The sequence below is a fragment of the Mycetocola sp. Y791 genome (assembly GCF_059445325.1).
Genome location: NZ_JCAIUC010000002.1, coordinates 69,830 through 88,808, shown reverse-complemented (window position 1 = coordinate 88,808; position 18,979 = coordinate 69,830). Strand labels below are relative to the sequence as shown.

At 65.5% G+C, this 18,979-nt stretch carries 19 protein-coding genes; 14 read left to right on the top strand and 5 right to left on the bottom strand.

Going from position 1 to position 18,979, the window contains the following annotated elements:
• Positions 1 to 10: 10 nt before the first annotated feature.
• Positions 11 to 526: an META domain-containing protein gene (locus AC1C2N_RS05255; protein WP_495433151.1), complete on the top strand. Its 516-nt coding sequence runs from the start codon at positions 11 to 13 to the stop codon at positions 524 to 526.
• Between the two features lie 97 nt (positions 527 to 623).
• On the opposite strand, the gene AC1C2N_RS05250 is transcribed toward AC1C2N_RS05255, so the two are convergent.
• Complete coding sequence (locus tag AC1C2N_RS05250) at positions 624 to 2,069, bottom strand: MFS transporter (protein WP_495433149.1); 1,446 nt, start codon at positions 2,067 to 2,069, stop codon at positions 624 to 626.
• Between the two features lie 51 nt (positions 2,070 to 2,120).
• On the opposite strand from AC1C2N_RS05250, the gene AC1C2N_RS05245 reads away from it, so the two are divergent.
• The 6 genes from AC1C2N_RS05245 to bsh all read left to right on the top strand — a co-directional run bounded on the left by AC1C2N_RS05245 (position 2,121) and on the right by bsh (position 8,007).
• A complete protein-coding gene (locus AC1C2N_RS05245; RefSeq protein ID WP_495433147.1) occupies positions 2,121 to 2,684 on the top strand; it encodes a TetR/AcrR family transcriptional regulator in 564 nt (187 codons plus the stop codon).
• A 95-nt stretch (positions 2,685 to 2,779) separates the two neighbouring features.
• On the top strand, positions 2,780 to 4,831 hold the full coding sequence (locus AC1C2N_RS05240) for a M13 family metallopeptidase (protein WP_495433146.1): 2,052 nt from the start codon (positions 2,780 to 2,782) through the stop codon (positions 4,829 to 4,831).
• Between the two features lie 300 nt (positions 4,832 to 5,131).
• The gene (locus AC1C2N_RS05235; protein ID WP_483406623.1) at positions 5,132 to 6,049 is read left to right on the top strand and encodes a serine hydrolase; all 918 of its coding nucleotides are present in this window, start codon (positions 5,132 to 5,134) and stop codon (positions 6,047 to 6,049) included.
• A 40-nt stretch (positions 6,050 to 6,089) separates the two neighbouring features.
• Positions 6,090 to 6,374: a helix-turn-helix domain-containing protein gene (locus tag AC1C2N_RS05230; RefSeq protein WP_495433145.1), complete on the top strand. Its 285-nt coding sequence runs from the start codon at positions 6,090 to 6,092 to the stop codon at positions 6,372 to 6,374.
• Positions 6,375 to 6,438: 64 nt separating this feature from the next.
• Positions 6,439 to 6,867: a VOC family protein gene (locus AC1C2N_RS05225; RefSeq protein ID WP_495433144.1), complete on the top strand. Its 429-nt coding sequence runs from the start codon at positions 6,439 to 6,441 to the stop codon at positions 6,865 to 6,867.
• Positions 6,868 to 7,008: 141 nt separating this feature from the next.
• Positions 7,009 to 8,007, top strand: a complete 999-nt coding sequence (bsh, locus tag AC1C2N_RS05220) for a choloylglycine hydrolase (RefSeq protein ID WP_483406626.1) — start codon at positions 7,009 to 7,011, stop codon at positions 8,005 to 8,007.
• Here the strand turns inward: bsh and AC1C2N_RS05215 are convergent.
• Positions 8,004 to 9,257, bottom strand: a complete 1,254-nt coding sequence (locus tag AC1C2N_RS05215; protein WP_483406627.1) for an NUDIX domain-containing protein — start codon at positions 9,255 to 9,257, stop codon at positions 8,004 to 8,006. The two genes, bsh and AC1C2N_RS05215, sit on opposite strands and share 4 nt — an antisense overlap.
• Complete coding sequence (locus tag AC1C2N_RS05210; protein WP_483406628.1) at positions 9,254 to 10,003, bottom strand: alpha/beta fold hydrolase; 750 nt, start codon at positions 10,001 to 10,003, stop codon at positions 9,254 to 9,256. The genes AC1C2N_RS05215 and AC1C2N_RS05210 overlap by 4 nt, the downstream gene beginning before the upstream one ends.
• Before the next feature lie 409 nt (positions 10,004 to 10,412).
• Here AC1C2N_RS05210 and AC1C2N_RS05205 point away from each other — a divergent pair, with 409 nt between their 5' ends.
• Positions 10,413 to 11,798, top strand: a complete 1,386-nt coding sequence (locus AC1C2N_RS05205) for a glycine--tRNA ligase (RefSeq protein WP_495433143.1) — start codon at positions 10,413 to 10,415, stop codon at positions 11,796 to 11,798.
• Between the two features lie 172 nt (positions 11,799 to 11,970).
• Positions 11,971 to 12,351: a DUF4190 domain-containing protein gene (locus AC1C2N_RS05200; RefSeq protein WP_495433142.1), complete on the top strand. Its 381-nt coding sequence runs from the start codon at positions 11,971 to 11,973 to the stop codon at positions 12,349 to 12,351.
• A gap of 116 nt (positions 12,352 to 12,467) precedes the next feature.
• Here AC1C2N_RS05200 and AC1C2N_RS05195 read toward each other — a convergent pair whose 3' ends face one another.
• Both AC1C2N_RS05195 and AC1C2N_RS05190 read right to left on the bottom strand, forming a co-directional pair.
• Entirely contained in the window at positions 12,468 to 13,886 is a 1,419-nt protein-coding gene (locus AC1C2N_RS05195; protein WP_495433141.1) for a glutamyl-tRNA reductase, read from the bottom strand.
• Positions 13,887 to 13,990: 104 nt separating this feature from the next.
• Positions 13,991 to 15,043, bottom strand: coding sequence for a hypothetical protein (locus tag AC1C2N_RS05190; RefSeq protein WP_495433140.1), 1,053 nt, complete (start codon positions 15,041 to 15,043; stop codon positions 13,991 to 13,993).
• A gap of 188 nt (positions 15,044 to 15,231) precedes the next feature.
• Between AC1C2N_RS05190 and hemE the strand changes: the two genes are divergently transcribed.
• From hemE to AC1C2N_RS05165, 5 genes are read left to right on the top strand one after another with little or no spacing between them, the layout of a single operon-like run.
• Positions 15,232 to 16,341, top strand: a complete 1,110-nt coding sequence (gene hemE, locus AC1C2N_RS05185; RefSeq protein ID WP_483406633.1) for a uroporphyrinogen decarboxylase — start codon at positions 15,232 to 15,234, stop codon at positions 16,339 to 16,341.
• Positions 16,338 to 17,894 (top strand): protoporphyrinogen oxidase, encoded by a 1,557-nt coding sequence (hemG, locus tag AC1C2N_RS05180; RefSeq protein WP_495433138.1) that lies wholly within the window; start codon positions 16,338 to 16,340, stop codon positions 17,892 to 17,894. The genes hemE and hemG overlap by 4 nt, the downstream gene beginning before the upstream one ends.
• Before the next feature lie 44 nt (positions 17,895 to 17,938).
• Entirely contained in the window at positions 17,939 to 18,298 is a 360-nt protein-coding gene (locus AC1C2N_RS05175; RefSeq protein WP_108389864.1) for a hypothetical protein, read from the top strand.
• An 18-nt stretch (positions 18,299 to 18,316) separates the two neighbouring features.
• Positions 18,317 to 18,730, top strand: coding sequence for a phage holin family protein (locus AC1C2N_RS05170; protein WP_108389865.1), 414 nt, complete (start codon positions 18,317 to 18,319; stop codon positions 18,728 to 18,730).
• Positions 18,717 to 18,971: a hypothetical protein gene (locus tag AC1C2N_RS05165; protein ID WP_495433136.1), complete on the top strand. Its 255-nt coding sequence runs from the start codon at positions 18,717 to 18,719 to the stop codon at positions 18,969 to 18,971. Before AC1C2N_RS05170 ends, AC1C2N_RS05165 begins: the two co-directional genes overlap by 14 nt.
• The last annotated feature ends 8 nt before the right edge of the window (positions 18,972 to 18,979 follow it).

The window sequence follows — 18,979 nt, the reverse complement described above, 5'->3', positions numbered from 1 at the left end:
GAGGGGTGTCATGATCAACCAGACTCACAACAGCAGGGGCATCTCTGCGATCGTCGGGGTCTTTGCGCTCGCGCTCGCATTGACGGGGTGCGGAGGGGGCCCGGACAACGGAGCACCGCCGCGCGACGGCGGTGCCGGCGGCGGCACTCGGGATACCGGGAGCCCGAAGGACAGCGGTCGCATACCCACCCTCACCGAAGAATTTGTTGTCGGTACGTGGGGCGACCCTGACGACGCCGACGACCCGTACCTCGAATTTGCCCAGGACGGAACCGTGACCGGCAGCGACGGATGCAACGACCTCGCCGGGACCTGGACGATCGAAGAAGAGGCGATCGTGTTCTCCGAACTGGCCACGACCCTGGTTCAGTGCGCAGGCGTCAACACCTGGCTGAGCACAGCAGCTACAGCCGTCGTTGAGCCGGACGATGACGACGAACTGGCCTTCCTCAACGGTGAGGGTGTGCCGATCGGCACGCTGGATCGCGACGGTCCTGACTACGACGACCCCGACGGCGACGACTAATCGCGCCGACAAAATCGAGACGACGGCACAGAAAAGCGGGAGGGGCGAACCCCTCCCGCTTTTCTCGTGGGCGCGTCCTGGCCGCAGCCACAGCCACTTAGCCCACGTGGAGTGCGTTCTCCGCCTTGTCGCCCATCGGCATGAGGTCTTCCTTCGACCCGCGGATGAACGTGGCGGCGATGATCGAGCCGATCACGAGCGCAACCGCTGTGCCGATGAATACCGCGGAGTATCCCGAGACAAAGGCCTCGAAGCCCGTGCCAGTCGCACTGCCCGCCGTGTACAGCGCCGTGTAGATGCCGAGTCCGATCGATCCGCCAATCTGCATCGCGGCAGTGTTGGCCGCGCTCGCCGCACCGGCATCGTGGGGTTCGACGCCGAGCAGGGCAAGGTTCTGCATCGGCACGAAGAGCATGGCCATTCCGACGCCGAGCAGAACAACCCCTGGCACGATCTCGGTCCAGTAGTTACCCGTCACGGAGAGTCGGCTCAGCCAGAGCATTCCCGCGGCGGCGATGAGTGGTCCGACAACCATGAGGGGCTTGGGGCCGATCCTCGGCAGCAGCTTGGTGGCGATCGGGGCGACGATGCTGATCACGATGGTCATCGGCAGCGACGCGAGCCCGGCGAGAAGCGGTGAGAACCCGAGCACGATCTGGAGGTGGAATGTCAGGTAGAGCATCATGCCGATCATGACGCTGCCCGACACCATCTGAAGCAGCAGAGAACCCCCACGGACCCGGTTCGCGATGACGCGGAGCGGGAGCAACGGCTGCGCGACCCTCGACTGAGAGTAGAAGAACAGCGCCATCAGCACGACGCCCGCAGCAAGGCACGCCCAGGCCCCGAGTGAATCCCAGCCCTGTTCGGCGAGTGTGAAGCCGTAGACGAGCGAGCCAAGACCCAGTGCGACGAGCACGGTGCCGAGGAAGTCGTATTTGTTGTCGCCGTCGGCCTTGCTCTCGCGGAGGAGGTAGATCGCCGCGACGATCGCGATGAGAACCACCGGGACGTTGACGAGCAGGCACCAGCGCCAGCTGAAGAACTCGGTGAGCACTCCGCCGAGAACGAGGCCGACGGCAGCTCCCGCGCCACCGATCGAGCCGAAGACGGCGAACGCCGTGTTGCGCTCGCGGCCGGACGGGAAGGTTGTGGTGAGGATGGCGAGTGCGGCCGGCGCCATGAGGGCCGCGAACGCGCCCTGCAGCCCACGCGCGACGATCAGCTCGATTCCCGTGCCGATCAGCCCGCCGTATGCGCTGGCGATGCCGAACCCGATCATGCCGACGATGAACGAGCGCTTGCGTCCCCAGTAGTCGGCAATGCGGCCGCCCAGAAGGAGCAGGGCGCCGAACGCGAGGGCGTAGGCGGTGACGACCCACTGGCGTTCGACGTCGGTGAGGCCAAGGTCGGCCTGCGCTTCTGGGAGGGCGATGTTGACGATGGTTCCGTCGAGGACGACCACCAGCTGGGTGAGCGCAACGATGGCGAGCACCCACCAGCGGCGTTTGTTGGAGAGCGGGGCTTCGGACGGAAGTGTCACAGGGATAACCTTTTCCAAATAAGTATTTGCTTTTAGCTCTATTATGATGGCATGACCGTGGCATCCGTTCGCACCAAAGCTGTCATTCTCGACGCCGCGCGGAGTGAGTTTGCGGCACACGGCCTCGCTGGCGCGCGGGTCGACCGCATTGCGAAACTGGCGGGCGCGAATGTGCAGCGCATCTACGCGTATTACACGGACAAGCAGGGCCTGTTCGATGCTGTCGTTGAGGATGCCGCAGACGACCTCGTCACTGCGATCGGTTCACCCGCCGACCTGACCGCATTCGCGACAGCGGTGTTTGACTACGTCACGCAGAACCCCGACAGCACCCGCACGATGATCTGGGCGCGGCTCGAACGTGAGGACGAGTTCTTCCGCCTGATGGGAACCCGCGCGAATGGCCGTACTCCGATTTCGGTGGTGGCCGGCCTGCAGGACGCCGGCCGGGTGACGACGCGGTGGGATGCCACGACGATCGTTGAGGCGATCATCGCACTCTGCGAACGGTGGCACTCGAGCGCGCAGGAGAACGACCGCGACCACGAGCTCACCTACCGGGAACTCGTCGTCGGATTCGCCCGCACGTTCGCGGTGGAGACTGCCGCATCCTGAACCGGTGGGAATGCGCAGCGCCGGCCGACGGCATCCGCAGTCGCGAGAGCACCCATTCCTGTCTGAACGGCGGGCAGCGGAACTAGGGTGGAACCATGACTGACGCAGCGCTCCACTCCGGCATCGCACTCGACGAACTCGACCCGGAGGTGCGTCCGCAGGACGACCTCTACCGCCACGTCAACGGCAAGTGGCTCGACCGCACCGAGATTCCGGCGGACAAGGCCCGCTGGGGGTCATTCCACCAGCTCGCCGAAGAGGCCGAGAAAGCGGTGAAGGACATCATCCTCGAGGCGCAGGGCGCCACCGAGACGACGGGCGAGACGGCCGTCGAGCAGCGCAAGGTTGGCGACCTCTACGCGAGCTTCATGGACGACGAACTCATCGAGGCGCTCGGTGCAGCGCCGATCGCCCAGCAGCTCGCCTCGATCGACTCCATCGAGACGATCGAGGAGTTCGTGTCGGCTGTTGCCGCATTTGAACGCGTTGGTGTCAGTGGCTTCTTCCAGCTCTACGTCGACAACGACCCGGGCAACCCCGAGCGTTACCTCGTGCTCATCGAGCAGGGCGGCATCTCGCTGCCAGACGAGAGCTATTACCGCGAGGACTCCTTCGCCTCGGTGCGCGAGGCCTACCTCGCCCACGTCCAGCGCATGTTCCAGCTCGCCGCTGACGGCATCGCCGATGGTGACGAGTTCACCGCAGCCGACGTGCGTGCGCAGCGGGTCTTCGAGCTTGAGACCGCCATCGCGGCCGCGCACTGGGACAACGTGCGCACCCGCGACAGCGAGGCGACCTACAACCTGTATTCGTGGGCGGATGCCGCTGCCCTGTTCGCGGGGGTCGCCGTCGACGTCAGCGACGAACGTGACGTCGCACGCTCGGCCGCCGGCATCCTCGAGATTTGGCGCACCGCGCTCGGCGCTCCCGAGCACGCGCTCGACGAGGTCGTGGTTCGCGAACCCAGCTTCTTCGAGGAGCTCGCGCCGCTCCTGGTTCCCTCGCGCCTCGAGGCGTGGAAGGACTGGCTCGCCTGGAAGGTCGTCCATGGCGCGGCGCCGTACCTGTCCGGCGAGTTCGTCGACGAGAACTTCGACTTCTACGGCCGTACCCTCTCCGGCACGCCCGAGCTTCGCGAACGCTGGAAGCGCGGCGTCTCGCTGGTCGAGGGCGTCATGGGTGAGGCGGTCGGCAAGATCTACGTCGAGCGATTCTTCCCGCCGCAGGCCAAGGAGCAGATGGACGTGCTCGTCGACTACCTCGTCGAGGCGTACCGCGAGTCGATCTCGACCCTCGACTGGATGAGCGAGGCCACCCGTGCCCGTGCACTCGAGAAGCTCGACAAGTTCACTCCGAAGATCGGGTTCCCGGTGAAGTGGCGCGACTACTCCACACTCACCGTCGACAAGCGCGACCTGCTCGGCAACGTGCGCAGGGCGAGCGAGTTCGAGTTCAACCGCGAACTCGGCAAGATCGGCAAGCCGCTCGACCGCGACGAGTGGTTCATGACCCCGCAGACGATCAACGCGTACTACAACCCGGGTTTCAACGAGATCGTGTTCCCCGCGGCCATCCTGCAGTACCCGTTCTTCGACGAGAAGCGGGATGCCGCGGCCAACTACGGCGCGATCGGTGCGGTTATCGGCCACGAGATCGGGCACGGCTTCGACGACCAGGGCTCGAAGTACGACGGTGACGGCCGGCTCACCGACTGGTGGACCGAGGAGGATCGATCCGCGTTCGAATCGCGGACGGCATCCCTCATCGAGCAGTTCAATGCGCTCGCGCCCGCGCAGATTCCCGACCACCACGTCAACGGTGCGCTCACCATCGGTGAGAACATCGGCGACCTCGGTGGCCTGTCGATCGCGTGGAAGGCGTACCTGCTCTCGCTCGGCGGCCAGGAGCCCCCGGTGATCGATGGGCTGACCGGTGCTGAGCGGTTCTTCCTCTCCTGGGCGCAGGCCTGGCAGCAGAAGAGCCGCGACGCTGAGGCGATCCGCCTGCTCGCCATCGACCCGCACTCCCCGAACGAGTTCCGCTGCAACCAGATCGTGCGCAACATCGACGAGTTCTACGAGACGTTCGGTGTGACGCCGTCTGACGCGCTGTGGCTCGACGAGGGTGACCGCGTCACGATCTGGTAGCTGCGCGCCCAGCACGCCCGCCAGCCCACGGCATCCGTCACCGAAACCATCAGTTCCGGTCGAGCACATCAGTTCCGCGCGATGTTCTCGACCGGAAGTGGTGCTCTCGCGGTGGGTTGGCCTGACGGGAGAGGGTCAGTTTTTCCGTCACCGACGATGCAATTGAGGTACCGTTGAAGCGGTCGAGCCGCCCGTCAGGCGGGTTGCATTGCAGTACTCGACCGATATCGACGTCGATGCACTGTCCGCGGCCCAGGGAGAGAGTGGTCACGGATGCGTCGACCCTTGTGATGGAGAACCGTGGTACCGCCGACCCCCCAAGCGCCGAAGTCTCATGACAGGCTGCGCGCGCGGGATCGTCGGCGGGCGAAGCACAGCTCGGCAGAGCCGAGCGACACGTTCACGCGCAGCTTCAAGGCGCTCGGTTACCTCGCCAGGAACGGTGTCCAGGTATCGGCTCGGGTCACAGACCTCGCGAGCGGTGCTGAGCTCCTGAGCGTCGACGACTATGTCGTCATGCCGACCGCATCGATCGGCAAAGTCCTGCTGCTCATCGATGTCGCGGCCAGGCTCTCCGACGACGATTTCGCAGCGCTGACCATTCTCGACCGTGAATCAGACGACTCGGTCGGAGACTCGGGCCTGTGGCAGCACCTCCAGGCGCCGTCATTCCCGGTCGCCGACCTCGCTGCACTCGTCGCCGCGACGAGCGACAACCTCGCCACGAACGTGCTCCTTCGCCTCGTCGGCCTCGACGCTGTGCGACACCGAGCCGAGTCGATCGGCCTCAAGCGACTCGCCCTCCTCGACAAGGTGCGCGACAGCCGCGGACCTGACGACGCGCCCCACCTCTCCGTTGGCTCCATGAAGGAGCTCACCTGGTTGTTCTCCGCGCTTGCCCGCGGCGAGGTCGTCGACCAGGCGACGAGCCAGCGGGTGGCCAGCTGGCTCTCGCTCAACACCGACCTCTCGATGGTCGCGTCGGCGTTCGGCCTCGACCCGCTGGCCCATCGTGGCGGCGATCACGGCATTCACATCTTCAACAAGACGGGCACGGATGTCGGTGTGCGCACCGACGTCGGAGCCGTGCGCGGCCCGCGGGCTGGTGTCGCTTACGCGGTGTCAGCGTCGTTCACCGACTCTGGCCTCCCGCCGCGGCTCGCCGTGCTCGATGCGATGCACACCATCGGGCTCGACCTCGTGGAGTACGTGCACTAGTTCGAGTGCGGATGAATCGAGCGTCATCTACCCTCGACATATGCCTCGACCGTCGCGACCATCACCGAGAGAACTGGCCGAGGGGTGGCCCGATTCGCGATCCGCTGATCCGGTCGGCGAGGTCGCACGACAGTTCGCCCTGAACCTTCGCGCAGCCATCGGCAATCGGAGTCTCCGCGCGGCCGCAGAGGTTGCCGGGGTGGACCACAGCACGATCCAGGCGATCCTGCAGGGGCGGACGTGGCCCGATCTGTACACGGTGGCCAGGCTTGAGCAGGGCCTCGAGGCCGACCTGTGGCCGGGCCGTAGCTCCGATCAGCGGTAGCGACCGGCGGGAAGAGTGCGCCCCGCCCCGCGGTTACACCCTGCACGACACCGGAGGAGACACCATGGGCAAAGTCCTGCAGATGAGACTCGTCGTCGAAGCCGAGGACTTCGACGCGGCCGTTGCGTTCTACCGGGACGCACTCGGCCTCCCGGAGGAGGCAGCATTCGAGGGCGACGGCGACGCGAGGGTGATGATCCTTGACGCCGGTCGCGCCACCCTCGAACTCGCGAACCCCGCCCAGAAGCGCATGATCGACGAGGTTGAAGTCGGCAGGCAGGTCGCGCCGCGGCTGCGTGTTGCCTTCGAGGTGACGGATGCCGACGAGCAGACAGCGTACCTCACCGAGCACGGCGCTGAGCTGGTGGCGCCGCCGACGGTGACGCCGTGGAACTCCCTCAACTCGCGCCTCGATGCGCCTGCGGGGCTGCAGGTCACGCTCTTCGAGGAGCTGGGCGACGCCGCGCGAACCCGGCCCGGCCCGGCCAGCTAGTCGAGTCGAGCCGTGCCAAAGGTCCCGCGTACAGGACCTTTGGCACTCATTGCCGTTTCTATTCCCGGTCTAGCCTCGCCTCACTGATCCAACCTCGCGCCACCAAGCGGGTTGGACATCGTCGTAACGGAGGCAAGTCGTATGTGCACGGGAGCGAACTACACCACGCGGGATCACTACTTCGGTCGCAATCTTGACCTGGAGTTCTCCTACAACGAGACGGTGACCGTCACGCCGAGGAACTTTGCGTTCGAGTTTCGCAAGGAGGACACCCTCCAGACCCACCACGCCATTATCGGGATGGCAACCATCGCCGACGGATATCCCCTGTACTACGACGCGACCAACGAAAAAGGGCTCAGCATGGCCGGGCTCAACTTCCCGGAGAACGCCGACTACAAGCCGGAGGCTGAAGGCAAGACGAACATCACGCCGTTTGAATTCATCCCGTGGGTGCTGGGACAGTTCGAGACCGTCGCCGAGGTGAGGACCGCTCTCGAAACGCTGAACCTCGTGAAGATCAACTTCAGTGAGTCATTCCCGCTGTCGCCGTTGCACTGGATCATCTCGGACAGAGAGACCTCCATCACCGTGGAGAGCGTGCGCGAGGGACTCAAGGTCTACGACAACCCGGTCGGGGTCCTCACCAACAACCCCACTTTCGATATCCAGTCCTTCAACCTCAACAACTTCATGCACCTGTCGAAGAATCCGCCGACACCGCTCTTCTCGGATGAACTCGAGTTCGACGTCTACAGCCGCGGAATGGGCGCCATCGGCCTTCCCGGAGATCTGTCATCCGCTTCACGCTTTGTGAAGGCCGTGTTCACGAAGATGAACTCGGTTTCCGGGGACTCCGAGTCGGAATCGATCAGCCAGTTCTTCCAGATCCTCGGCTCCGTCGCGCAGCAAAGAGGATGTGTCGAGGTGTCCCCTGGGAAGTTCGAGATCACGATCTATTCCTCGTGCTGCAACACCGACAAGGGGATCTACTACTACACGACCTACGAGAACAGCCAGGTCACCGCGGTCGACATGCACAACGAAGACCTCGATTCAGACGAGCTCGCCGATTACCCGCTGGTCAAGGAACAGCAGATTCAGATGGTGAACAACCGCGCCACGGTTGAGAGCCGCTAGTCGATCAGGTCGAGTGCGGCGAGCTGCTTGAGCACTTCGGTGCCGGCCGGCGGGCAGCGGTATGCGTCTGCCGTTGTCACCCAGTGCACCTCGCTGACCTCGGCACTCGGTCGCGGTTCGGCGTCAGGCTCACCCGAAAACACGACCATGCGCACCTGCCTGCCGTCGGGTTCGCCGTGCGCCTGGGTCACAACAGTGAAGAGCTGGTGCACGGTGCCGGGAACCAGGCCGACCGCGACCTCTTCGCGCGCTTCGCGCACCGCAGCATCCATGGCGGTCTCGCCATCGTCGATCTTTCCGCCGGGCATGTACAGCACATCACGGCCGCGTGCGCGCACCATGAGCACGCGGCGGTCGCGCACGAGAGCGACAGCTGACACGAGAATGTCGGGGTGCTCCTGAGCGAGGGGCGGTGCGCCGGCGTGGGCATTGGTCGGTGTCGAGACGGAGGCCGGAGCTGCGTCGGAGGAAGGGCTGTCGTCGATAACGGTTGTGCGGTCATCGAAACCGGACGCGTCATCGGCGCTCGCAACCGGATCATCGCCGTGGCCCGGCGGTCGGCTTGCCAGCAACCCCACGGCATCCGCTGCCGCATCGATGGTGTCCGGCGCGTGCAGGATGCGGAAGTGGCCGCTCACCGGGACCTGAACGTTGGTCGCACCGACGAGCACACTGCCGTCGGGCACGTGCGGGTCGAACGGGCCGAAGATGGAGACGATCTCGGAGTTGACGCTCGAGTCACGGCCGAGCAGCACGATCGTGTCGTCGGTCGGGGAGAACGCGCGCAGGGTCTGGCCGAGCACGTATTTGGCATAACGCGAGCCGGCGAACGGGGTGCAAACGGCGACCAGCCCACGGATACCGAGGCTCTCGCGGTGGGTCAGCATGAGGTGCTTGCCGACGAGTCCGCCCTTGCTGTGCGCGACGATGATGCGTCCCGCCGGGTTTGCCCGTACCCGCGAGAGCGCGGCGGCCAGCCGGTCGGAGGTGTCGATGATCGGCCGGAGGTTGTAGCCGAGTCCGTGCACGATACTGATCGGGTAGCCGTCTTCCCACAGGCGATCGGCGATGGGCTTGAGGAAGTTCCAGCGCTCGTAGACACCGGGGATGAGCACGACGGTCGGTTTGCCCGGCTCACCGTGCGCGTAGTGTTCCGGCACACGCCAGCCCCCTGCAATGGCACGCATGTGCAGTTGAGCGGCGTCGACATAGTCGACAGCCCAGATCCCAGCCTTCTCGAGAAGATTCACACTCGCCCTTCCGCGTGACGGACGATGAGCGCGCCGACGGTTTTGCCGTTCGTCATCATCACCTCGTGTCCTGTTCCCGGCACCTCCACGTAGCGCGAGCGCGGGATGGCCGCCACGATGCGGTCAACCCAGCTGCGGGGGCACAACCTGTCGTCGCTGCCGCGGACAATCAGCGTGTTCGCGCGGATCTGCGGCATGATCTTCTCGACCTCGTGCCGCATCATCATCCGGAGCGTCCTGGTGTACCAGCGCGGCCCGGCCTTGAGGTAATACACCACCCCGAACCCGAGCACCCGCCGCTTTGCACCCCACAGGTCCTGCGCGAGTCGCCTGGCCTGGGTCGAGACCCGACGTTCATCGGGGTTCACCGTCGGGCTGATGAGCACGAGCGATTCGAAGAGATCCGGATGCCGCGCGGCAGCTTCGGCGGCGACCTGCGAACCCATGGAGTGGCCGACGAGCACGACCCGCTCGAGCCGCATGCGTTCGACGAGTTCGGCGATGAGGTCGCCCGATTGCGCCATGGTGAGCGGGGCTTCCGGTTCGGGTGCATCGCCGAATCCCGGGAGGTCGAGTGCGTACACCCGGCCATGGGCGCCGAGCGTGTCGGTGAGGGTGCCCCAGTATCGCCTGCCCATGCCGATCCCGTGCAGCAGGATGAACGACGGTCCGGTGTGGAGGCCGCTCTCGGCGACCACCGTCACTCGCTCGCGCGTTCGAAACTCCTGGGCGCGGGGTGTGGGCATGCGGCAAGTCTACGGACGCCGCCTGTGCGCTCGGGCGGGCTTCCGACTCTGGTCCGTCATCCGTCGCGGATGCCTGGTGTGTGCGACGTTTCTTGGCATTTGCGCCGGGTGAACGGAGGTTCGCAGCCGGTTCGCGCCGTCATCCGTCGCACGTGTCGGGTTTTCGTCGCGTTTGTCGGCATTTGCGCCGGATGAACGGAGGTCCGCACGCGGTTCGCACCGTCATCCGTCGCACGTGTCGGGTTTCCGTCGCGGTTGTTGGCATTTGTGCCGGGTGAACGGATGCTGCGCGATCCTGCGACGGTGACGTTGCACGGACGTGCGCTCTGGCCGGGGGCCCAGACAGGCGCGGCTAAGCTTGAATGGTCCGTGCAGCCGGCACGGTACCCCTTTCGCATCAGGAGCCACAGTGGCCGCATCCAGCCGTCTCGACTCAGTCATCGCCCTCGCCCGCCACCGCGGATTCGTCTTCCAGGCCGGTGAGATCTACGGAGGATCGCGATCCGCCTGGGACTACGGGCCCCTCGGCGTCGAGCTCAAAGAGAACATCAAGCGCCAGTGGTGGAAGTACATGGTCACCCGTCGAGACGACGTTGTCGGCCTCGACTCCAGCGTCATCCTCCCCAAGAAGGTCTGGGAAGCATCCGGCCACGTCGGCGTCTTCACCGACCCGCTCGTCGAGTGCCTGCACTGCCACAAGCGGTTCCGTGAAGACCACCTCCTCGAGGCATTCGAGGAGAAGAAGGGCCGTGCGCCCGAGACCGGCATGCTCGAGATCGCGTGCCCGAACTGTGGCACCCGCGGTGAGTGGACCCCGCCACGCGACTTCAACATGATGCTCAAGACGTACCTCGGCCCGGTCGAGGATGAGTCAGGGATGCACTACCTGCGCCCAGAGACGGCCCAGGGCATCTTCGTCAACTTTGCCAACGTCCTCCAGGCCGCGCGCGTCAAGCCGCCGTTCGGTGTCGGCCAGATCGGCAAGAGCTTCCGCAACGAGATCACTCCGGGAAACTTCATCTTCCGTACCCGCGAGTTCGAGCAGATGGAACTCGAGTTCTTCGTCGAGCCGGGCACGGACGAAGAGTGGCACCAGTACTGGATCGACTACCGCTTCAACTGGTACACGGACCTCGGCATCAACCCCGACAACCTGCGCCTGTTCGAGCACCCGGCGGAGAAGCTCTCGCACTACTCGAAGCGCACCGTCGACATCGAGTACAAGTTCGGCTTCACCGGCGGCGACTGGGGCGAGCTCGAGGGCGTTGCGAACCGCACCGACTTCGACCTCACCACCCATGCCGAGCACTCGGGCAAGGACCTCTCGTTCTTCGACCAGGGTAAGAACGAGCGCTGGGTGCCGTACGTCATCGAGCCAGCGGCGGGGCTTACCCGCTCGCTCATGGCGTTCCTCGTCGACGCGTACCACGAGGAGGAAGTGCCTAACGCGAAGGGCGGCACCGACAAGCGCACAGTGCTCAAGCTCGACCCGCGCCTCGCGCCGGTGAAGGTGGCCGTGCTTCCGCTCAGCCGCAACGAGGCCCTCTCGCCGCTCGCGCGCAAGGTCGCGGCAGACCTCCGCGAATCGTGGAACATCGACTTCGACGACGCCGGCGCCATTGGCCGCCGCTACCGCCGCCAGGACGAGATCGGAACCCCGTTCTGCATCACCGTCGACTTCGACTCGCTCGAGGACAACGCGGTGACGGTTCGCGATCGCGACACGATGGCCCAGGAGCGCGTGCCGATCGACGAGCTCTACATCTACCTCGCGGAGCGGCTCAAGGGCGCCTGACCCCTGTCGTTCCCGTCGTGACAAACGGCCGCCTCTGCTGCAGTGGCGGCCGTTGTCGTACTCTCCGAAGTGCCGCGAAAGGGGGGACTTCTCCCCATAGGGCGAGCGGCGCGTGTAATTGACTCTCATTCAGCAGGCTGCCAGTCTGTAATCCGGCTTACGAAGGAGCACCATGTCGAACGACAATTACAGCAACACCCCGCCAGTGCCCAACGCTGGCTCCAATCAGCCTTACGGCCAGCAGGCGCCGCAGTACTCAGCCCCGCAGGCCCAGTACGGAGCTCCGCAGGGCCAGTACGGAGCTCCGCAGGGCCAGTCGGCGAAGTGGAATGTTCTGTCGATCATCACCCTGGTGAGCTCGGTTCTCGGGTTCTCGATCATCTCGATCGTTCTCGGATTCATCTCGCTCAACCAGATCAAGAAGACCGGCGAGCAGGGCAAGGTCCTCGCCATCGTCGGAATCGTGATCGGCGCACTCGCCACTATCGGCTACATCATCGCGATCATCACGTTCATCGCGCTGCTGAACAGCGACCCGTACATGTATGGCTAGCACGTCCTGATCCGGCATCCGCCGGAGATGAGAGAAGCCCGCTCCACGAATTCGTGGGGCGGGCTTCTTCGTGCAAGCGGGCTTCTTCGCGCAGGGGATGCCCGCGGCCTGCTGGTCTAGGAGGCTTCTGCGTCCAGCTCGAGGTCGTCGTCGAGGTGGGGTGCAGCCCCGCGCGCCCGGGTAATATCCGCGGTTTCGGCGGTCGGCGCGGGAAGATCCGGGGCGGATGCCGCTTCCTCGTCGAGCGTGATGCCGAACAGGGTGTCGAGCGCGTCGACGTAACGGTCGTGGTCGCCGGCCCTGGCGTGGTCCCGCGCTCGTACCGTCGGCGTGTGCAGGAGCCGGCCCATCATGTGGCGGAGCGCGCGTTCCACGCTCCCGTCGGAATCGCGGGGAGCTGCCCGGGCGATCTCCTGCTCGAGCACTTCAGATGCGCGAGACCGGAGAGCAACGACAGCGGGCGCAAGGCTCTGCTCGTCGGTTACGGAGGCGAACTTGCGCGCTGCCTTGTTGACGATCTGCCGTGCGTGATCTGTGGCCTGAAGTTCTTCGAGTGGGGCGTGGATGCGGATGGTCTCAAGGTCGAGCAGGTCGACACCGGCGAGGGTAGCGACGTCAGGGTCCACATTGCGCGGCAGGCCGAGGTCGATGACGAGCTGGCCGGCAGAGTGGTCGACGGGGCAGCCGGGCGTGCCGTCGAACGGGAAGGCGGGCAGTGCCGCCTCGAGGTCGCGACGCCCTGCCGCAATGACCTCGGCATCGACCACAAAGCCGGATGCCGTTGTGCACGTCACGATGATGGTCGCCTCTGCGGCCTCCCGCGGGAACATATCAGCGTCGACGGCCCGGATGTCATGGCCGGCGGCGAACTTCGCCGCGCGACCTGACGGCGAGTACACGGCGACGTCGGTGACGCCGCGGTCGCGCAGTGCGGCGAGGCTGGCGCCAGCGTATGCGCCGGTTCCGATGAGCAGAACCCTGACCGCTGACCAGTCGGTGATGCGGCTCTCGGCGAGATCGAGGCCGAGCCGCACGATCGAGCGACCTGCGCGGCCGAGCGGTGTGTTGTTCTTGACGCCGCGTGAGGTTTGGGAGGCGCGCTGAAAGAGCCGTTCAAGGTCGCTCGTGGTCGTCCCTGATTCGCGGGCGAGCTGCAGCGACCGGCGCACCTGACCGGCGATCTCACCCTCGCCGACAACGACGGATTCGAGCCCGGCAGAAACGGCGAACAGGTGGCGGGCAGCTTCTTCGTCCGTGTGCGTTTGCCAGGTCTGGTGCAGCGTGTCCGTGGGGATTCCTGTGGCCGCACTGACGGCATCCGTCGCAGCCTGAAGTGCGACCTGGGCACCGGCGGTGACCGGCTCATCGAGATCGATGTACGCCTCGAACCGGTTGCAGGTGGCGATGACAATGGCGCCGGCGACGCACTCCGAGTGTTCGGTGATGCGTCGGCCGACGCTCTCGGAACCCGTTGAGAGTCGCTCGAGCAGATCGAAGGAGGCGTTTTTGTGACTCGCCGTCAGACACATGAGCACCGCTTAAGAGTACCGCTGGATTCTGGGTGTTGAATCCGTACGGTTGTTGTGCAAGCCGCTCCAGTGGAACGAGTTCGGGATCACCACGGCGATGAAGGCCAGGGTCAGAGGACACTATTGGCGATGACAACCGCGGCAACGTAGGCGGCGACGAAAATACCGGTCAGGATTGCGCCGTTGCCGGCGACCATTTTCAGTCGACGGCCGCGTGGAGCCACTGGTTTTCCGCCCGGCAGCATCGTCGCTCGCGCGTCGCCCCGGGGGAGAGGTCCCGCTGACAGCCGGTCGTCGCGCCACTGTGCCCAGCGGTCGATCTTCGCGGTGATGGCGGCCGTCGCGGTGACGACGGTGTGCCACGTCCCGGGATCCAGGGTGACCACGTCGCGGCTCGACTCGAGGAAGAGCCAGTCGTCGATGATCTCAACGTCGAAGCTGTTCACCCGGTCGATCAGTTCGGCCATGACGTCGGGGGTGAACAGGTAGAGGGCGTCCTGCTCATAGCCCTGTGGGCAGTACAGCGTGAAGTGATCGTCGAAATTGCCCTCGAGTGAGAGCACCTGCGCCCGTGCGGGTACCGCGTAAGGCAGGACGCGGCGGTCATTCTTCGCCACCAGCAGGATGTGGGGAAGGCTGTTCGGAAGCTTCAGTGAGACGATGCCGCCGAAGCCGGAGTTGCGGCTGCCGCTGGTCTCCGTGGTGAGGACGTAGTTCGCGAACTCGACCGCTCGCGGAGAGACCGGTCGCATCACGCGCGTGAGCATGAGCTGCCCCCGCTCTTTCCACGGCGTCAGGTGAGTGCCGGGAAGAGGGCCGGGGAGGTAGGCCATTCCGTTCTCGAACCCGAACTGCGCGAGGCGGTAGTGCCGCTCGGGGCTTCCGCGCTGCGCCCGGTGCCGAAAACTTGCCCAGCAGAGCAGTACCCCGGCATAAAGAAACAACCCGAGGATGGCGAACTGCGCGACGAGCTCACTCACCATGTCGGGATTGGCCTCCTCGATCTCCTCGCCGATCCCGAAGGACAGGGCGAGCAGCCCGATCGGAATGGAGAGGGCGCCGAGCGGCAGCATGATGCGCCGTGCGGCCTCGACGGGGTTGCGGACTGACGGATGCTGTACGGCAAACGCCCGATAGAACGCGCGGATTTCTCGTCGCTTCACTCGAGCCGTGAGTGCATGCGTCCGCAGGCCAGTCCTGCGTTCCTCGACTGTCTCCACCCCGCGGTACCCGTCTCTCTGTCTCGTCTGCTGGATCTGTGCTGGAGCTGCTCCGTGTCGAGGGTAGTGGTGCGGCCGTGAGCATTTGTGCAAAAGTCTCGAACGAGCGCTTCATTTGAGAGGATTGTCTGGTGCAGCTTTCTCAGAACCACCCGCTTGAAGCAGGACTGACCCCCTCGTCACGGTTGATCACCGCCTACCGGGGTGAGCGCCCCGAGACCACACCCGTCTGGTTCATGCGGCAGGCAGGCCGGTCGCTGCCCGAGTACCGCGACCTGCGCGTCGGGACCGCAATGCTCGACGCGTGCCTCAACCCCGAACTCGCGAGCGAGATCACCCTGCAGCCCGTGCGCCGCCACGGTGTCGACGCCGGCATCTTCTTCAGCGACATCGTCGTCCCGCTCAAGCAGGTCGGTGTCGAGGTCGACATCGTTCCCGGCAAGGGACCTGTGCTCGGCAAGGCCGTCCGCACCGCCGCCGATGTCGACGAACTCATCGCGCACGATCCGTCTGTGCTCGACGAGACACTCGCGCCGGTCCGTGATGCTGTTGCGCTCACCGTCGCCCAGCTCGGAGAAACCCCGCTGATCGGCTTCGCAGGAGCACCGTTCACGCTCGCGGCCTACCTCGTCGAGGGTGGCCCGTCGAAGGACCATATCCACGCCCGCACACTGATGCACGCGGAACCCGAAGCATGGGCACGCCTGATGGAGTGGGTTGCCGAGGTCACCGGCCGTTTCCTCCGTGCCCAGGTGCTCGCGGGCGCGTCGGCAGCGCAACTGTTCGATTCGTGGGCCGGTGCGCTCTCGCTCGATGATTACGTGCGTTACGTTGCGCCGGCATCCGCTCGCGCTCTCGAACACGTGCGTGACCTCAGCTATACGGTCGCCGGCGAGGCGGATTCCCGCGACGTTCGCACGGTGCCGATCGTCCATTTCGGTGTTGGGACCGGCGAACTGCTCAAGGCCATGCACGACATCGGCGCTGACGTGGTCGGCGTTGACTACCGCGTCCCGCTCGATGAGGCGTCGCGCCGACTCGGCGGGCTCGTTCCCGTTCAGGGCAACATCGACCCTGCGCTCCTCGCGGCACCGTGGCCGGTGCTCGAGGCGCACGTGCTCGACGTCCTCGATCGCGGCAAGACGGCGCCATCCCACGTCCTGAACCTCGGTCACGGCGTGCCGCCGGAGACCGACCCCGCCGTGCTCACCCGGCTCGTCGAATTCGTGCACGCACAGTGATCGAGCCGCGCCACGTTCTCGTCATCGGCGGTGGCATCGCCGGGCTCGTCGCGGCGCTCGACTGCGCTCGCGTAGGCATCCGTGTCACGCTCGTTGAGGCCGCCGAACGGGCCGGTGGTTCCGTCGCGACCGAAACCGTCGCCGGCATCCGTGTCGACACAGGCGCGGAGAGCTACGCAACACGGCAAGGCACGGTGCGGAAGCTCGTCGACGAGCTCGGCCTCGCTGACGCGGTTGTCACCCCGGCTTCGGCCGGTGCCTGGGTGCGGCTGCCGAACGGCGTCAGCGCGCCCCTCCCGAAGGCCGGCCTTCTCGGCATCCCGTCGAACCCGCTCGCCGATGACGTGCGCCGGGTCATCGGGTGGAGCGGAGCGATCCGCGCCTACCTCGACCGGATCCGCCCTGTGCTCACGATCGGCCGCGAGCACAACCTCGGCGACCTGGTCGAGCGGCGCATGGGTAAGGCCGTTCTCGACTCACTCGTCGCTCCGGTGACCCGGGGCGTGTACTCGGCAGATCCGGCCGACCTCGACGTGACGCGTGCCGCGCCCGGCCTCAATAAGGCGCTGACCACGGCCGGCTCGCTCTCGGGCGCTGTCGCACTGCTCAGGGCCGCGGCCCCGGCCGGATCAAACGTCGAAGGCCTCGCCGGCGGCATGTACACGCTGGTTGAGGCGATGCTCGCCGAACTCACGCGCCGCGAGGCGACGGTGCTCCTCGGCAGGACAGTCACCGAGCTGCAGCGACCGGACGCGTCGGTCGACGGTGCCGAGGCAGCGGCCAGCGCGCAGCCGACAACCTGGCGAGCCATCCTCGATGACGAGACCACCATCGAGGCCGACTACGTCATCGTCGCAACACCGGAAGCCGAAGCGCTCCGGCTGCTCGCACCGCTCTCGGCGGAACTCGCCGCAGAGCAGCCGATCCAGACGCCGACCGTCGAACTCGCGACGCTCGTTGTCGATGCCGCATCCCTCGACGTCAAGCCCCGTGGTACCGGCGTGCTCATTGCCGACCGAGAAGAAGGCTCGAAGCCAGCCGGACGTCCGATCACGGCCAAGGCTTTGACGCACTCGACGGCCAAGTGGCAGTGGCTCGACGACGAGGCAAGTCGTGAGCATCCGCACCGTCACGTCGTCCGGCTTTCCTACGGAAGGCTTGGCCAGGCCAACCCGACGCTGGGGCTCGATGACGATGAGCTTCTCGCACTCGCCGTCGCTGACGCGTCCGAGATTCTCGGCGTGCCCCTCGACGCCTCGCAGGTGGTCGGATTCACCCGAACCGCGTGGGTCGGGACCCTACCAGGAGCGGCCATCGGACAGCGGGAACGCGCCGAACGGCTCCGCGACGCCGCTGTGGCGATCGGGGATCTCGATGTGACGGGCGGCTGGCTCTCGGGAACGGGGCTTGCCTCCGTAATCCCGGATGCGCTTGCGGCCTCAGCGCGGATTCGTCACCTCGTCGCCGCAAGCTATCTCGCGGACGGTGTTGTGGTCGATCCGCATACCAGAACAGGCATAAACGACACCAGCCCGGACGAGAACCCGTCATAGGTACTACGCTTGAGCCACTGACGGCCGATCGAACGGAGTTACCCATGAGGGGCAAGCTGGTTTTTGTGGCAGGAATTGCCACTGGATACGTGCTCGGATCCCGTGCGGGCCGCGAGCGGTACAACCAGATCAAGAAGAACTGGCTGAAGGTCTGGAACACCGACGTGGTTCAGGACAAGGTCGAGGTTGTGCAGGGTTTCGCGAAGGCACGCCTGAGCGAGGTCCCCGGAGCAGTGTTCGCCGGAGTCAAGAAGGTATCCACCGCTGTCGGCGGTGAAGGCACCCCCGGCCAGAAGCTCGATCGCACAATCGCGAAGACCAAGGACGCTGTCGACGATGTCGCTGAGCGGGTCCTCCCGCACGACGAGCCGTCGAACCCGTCAACCGGAACACCCTCGAAGTAGCACCTGGAGCGTCTGACCATGACGGACCGAAATCTCAGCGATAAGAGCCGCGAATCGCTCTTTGAGTTGCTCGCTGACCTCCCCAACCTGATCACTAACCTGATCCAGGCGGAGATCGAGCAGGTCAAGACCAAGGCCAAGCACCTCGGAAGCTATGCGGGTAAGGGCGCCATTTTCATGGTGCTCGCGCTGATCTTCCTGTTCTTCGCCATCGGCACAGCTGTCGCCGTTGCCATTCTGGCGCTCGCGCTGGTTCTTCCGGCATGGCTGAGTGCGCTCATCGTGTTTGTCGTGTTCGTGCTGATCGCCGTGATTCTGGCGTTGATCGGGCTCAAGTACTTCAAGAAGCTCGGCGATGACCCGAACCCGGTCGAGAGCGTCAAGAAAGACATCCGTGCGGTAAAGGGGGAGGGCGAATATGACCGTTACTAACCCAGGAGCGAACCCAGGATCGCCGGCAGCAGCACGGGCTGAGCTCGTAGCGACTCTCAACGCGATCGAAGACAAGCTCAATGTTCCCCGCAAGTTCAATCGCCTCGTTGTGCAGGGGAAGAAGCAGGTCGCGACGCTTCAGCGCGAGAACCCCACGGCGATCTATGCCGGAATCGCTGCAGTGGCATCCATGGCGGGCCTTGCCGCATGGGCCATCGTCCGCGGCATCGCGAACCGCTAGCGGATTCG

Bases quoted from the DNA above. Each gene is read 5' to 3' on its own strand.
- AC1C2N_RS05255 (WP_495433151.1), top strand. From the start codon at position 11: ATGATCAACCAGACTCACAACAGCAGGGGCATCTCTGCGATCGTCGGG.
- AC1C2N_RS05245 (WP_495433147.1), top strand. From the start codon at position 2,121: ATGACCGTGGCATCCGTTCGCACCAAAGCTGTCATTCTCGACGCCGCG.
- AC1C2N_RS05240 (WP_495433146.1), top strand. From the start codon at position 2,780: ATGACTGACGCAGCGCTCCACTCCGGCATCGCACTCGACGAACTCGAC.
- AC1C2N_RS05230 (WP_495433145.1), top strand. From the start codon at position 6,090: ATGCCTCGACCGTCGCGACCATCACCGAGAGAACTGGCCGAGGGGTGG.
- AC1C2N_RS05225 (WP_495433144.1), top strand. From the start codon at position 6,439: ATGGGCAAAGTCCTGCAGATGAGACTCGTCGTCGAAGCCGAGGACTTC.
- bsh (WP_483406626.1), top strand. From the start codon at position 7,009: ATGTGCACGGGAGCGAACTACACCACGCGGGATCACTACTTCGGTCGC.
- AC1C2N_RS05210 (WP_483406628.1), bottom strand. From the start codon at position 10,003: ATGCCCACACCCCGCGCCCAGGAGTTTCGAACGCGCGAGCGAGTGACG.
- AC1C2N_RS05200 (WP_495433142.1), top strand. From the start codon at position 11,971: ATGTCGAACGACAATTACAGCAACACCCCGCCAGTGCCCAACGCTGGC.
- AC1C2N_RS05175 (WP_108389864.1), top strand. From the start codon at position 17,939: ATGAGGGGCAAGCTGGTTTTTGTGGCAGGAATTGCCACTGGATACGTG.
- AC1C2N_RS05170 (WP_108389865.1), top strand. From the start codon at position 18,317: ATGACGGACCGAAATCTCAGCGATAAGAGCCGCGAATCGCTCTTTGAG.
- AC1C2N_RS05165 (WP_495433136.1), top strand. From the start codon at position 18,717: ATGACCGTTACTAACCCAGGAGCGAACCCAGGATCGCCGGCAGCAGCA.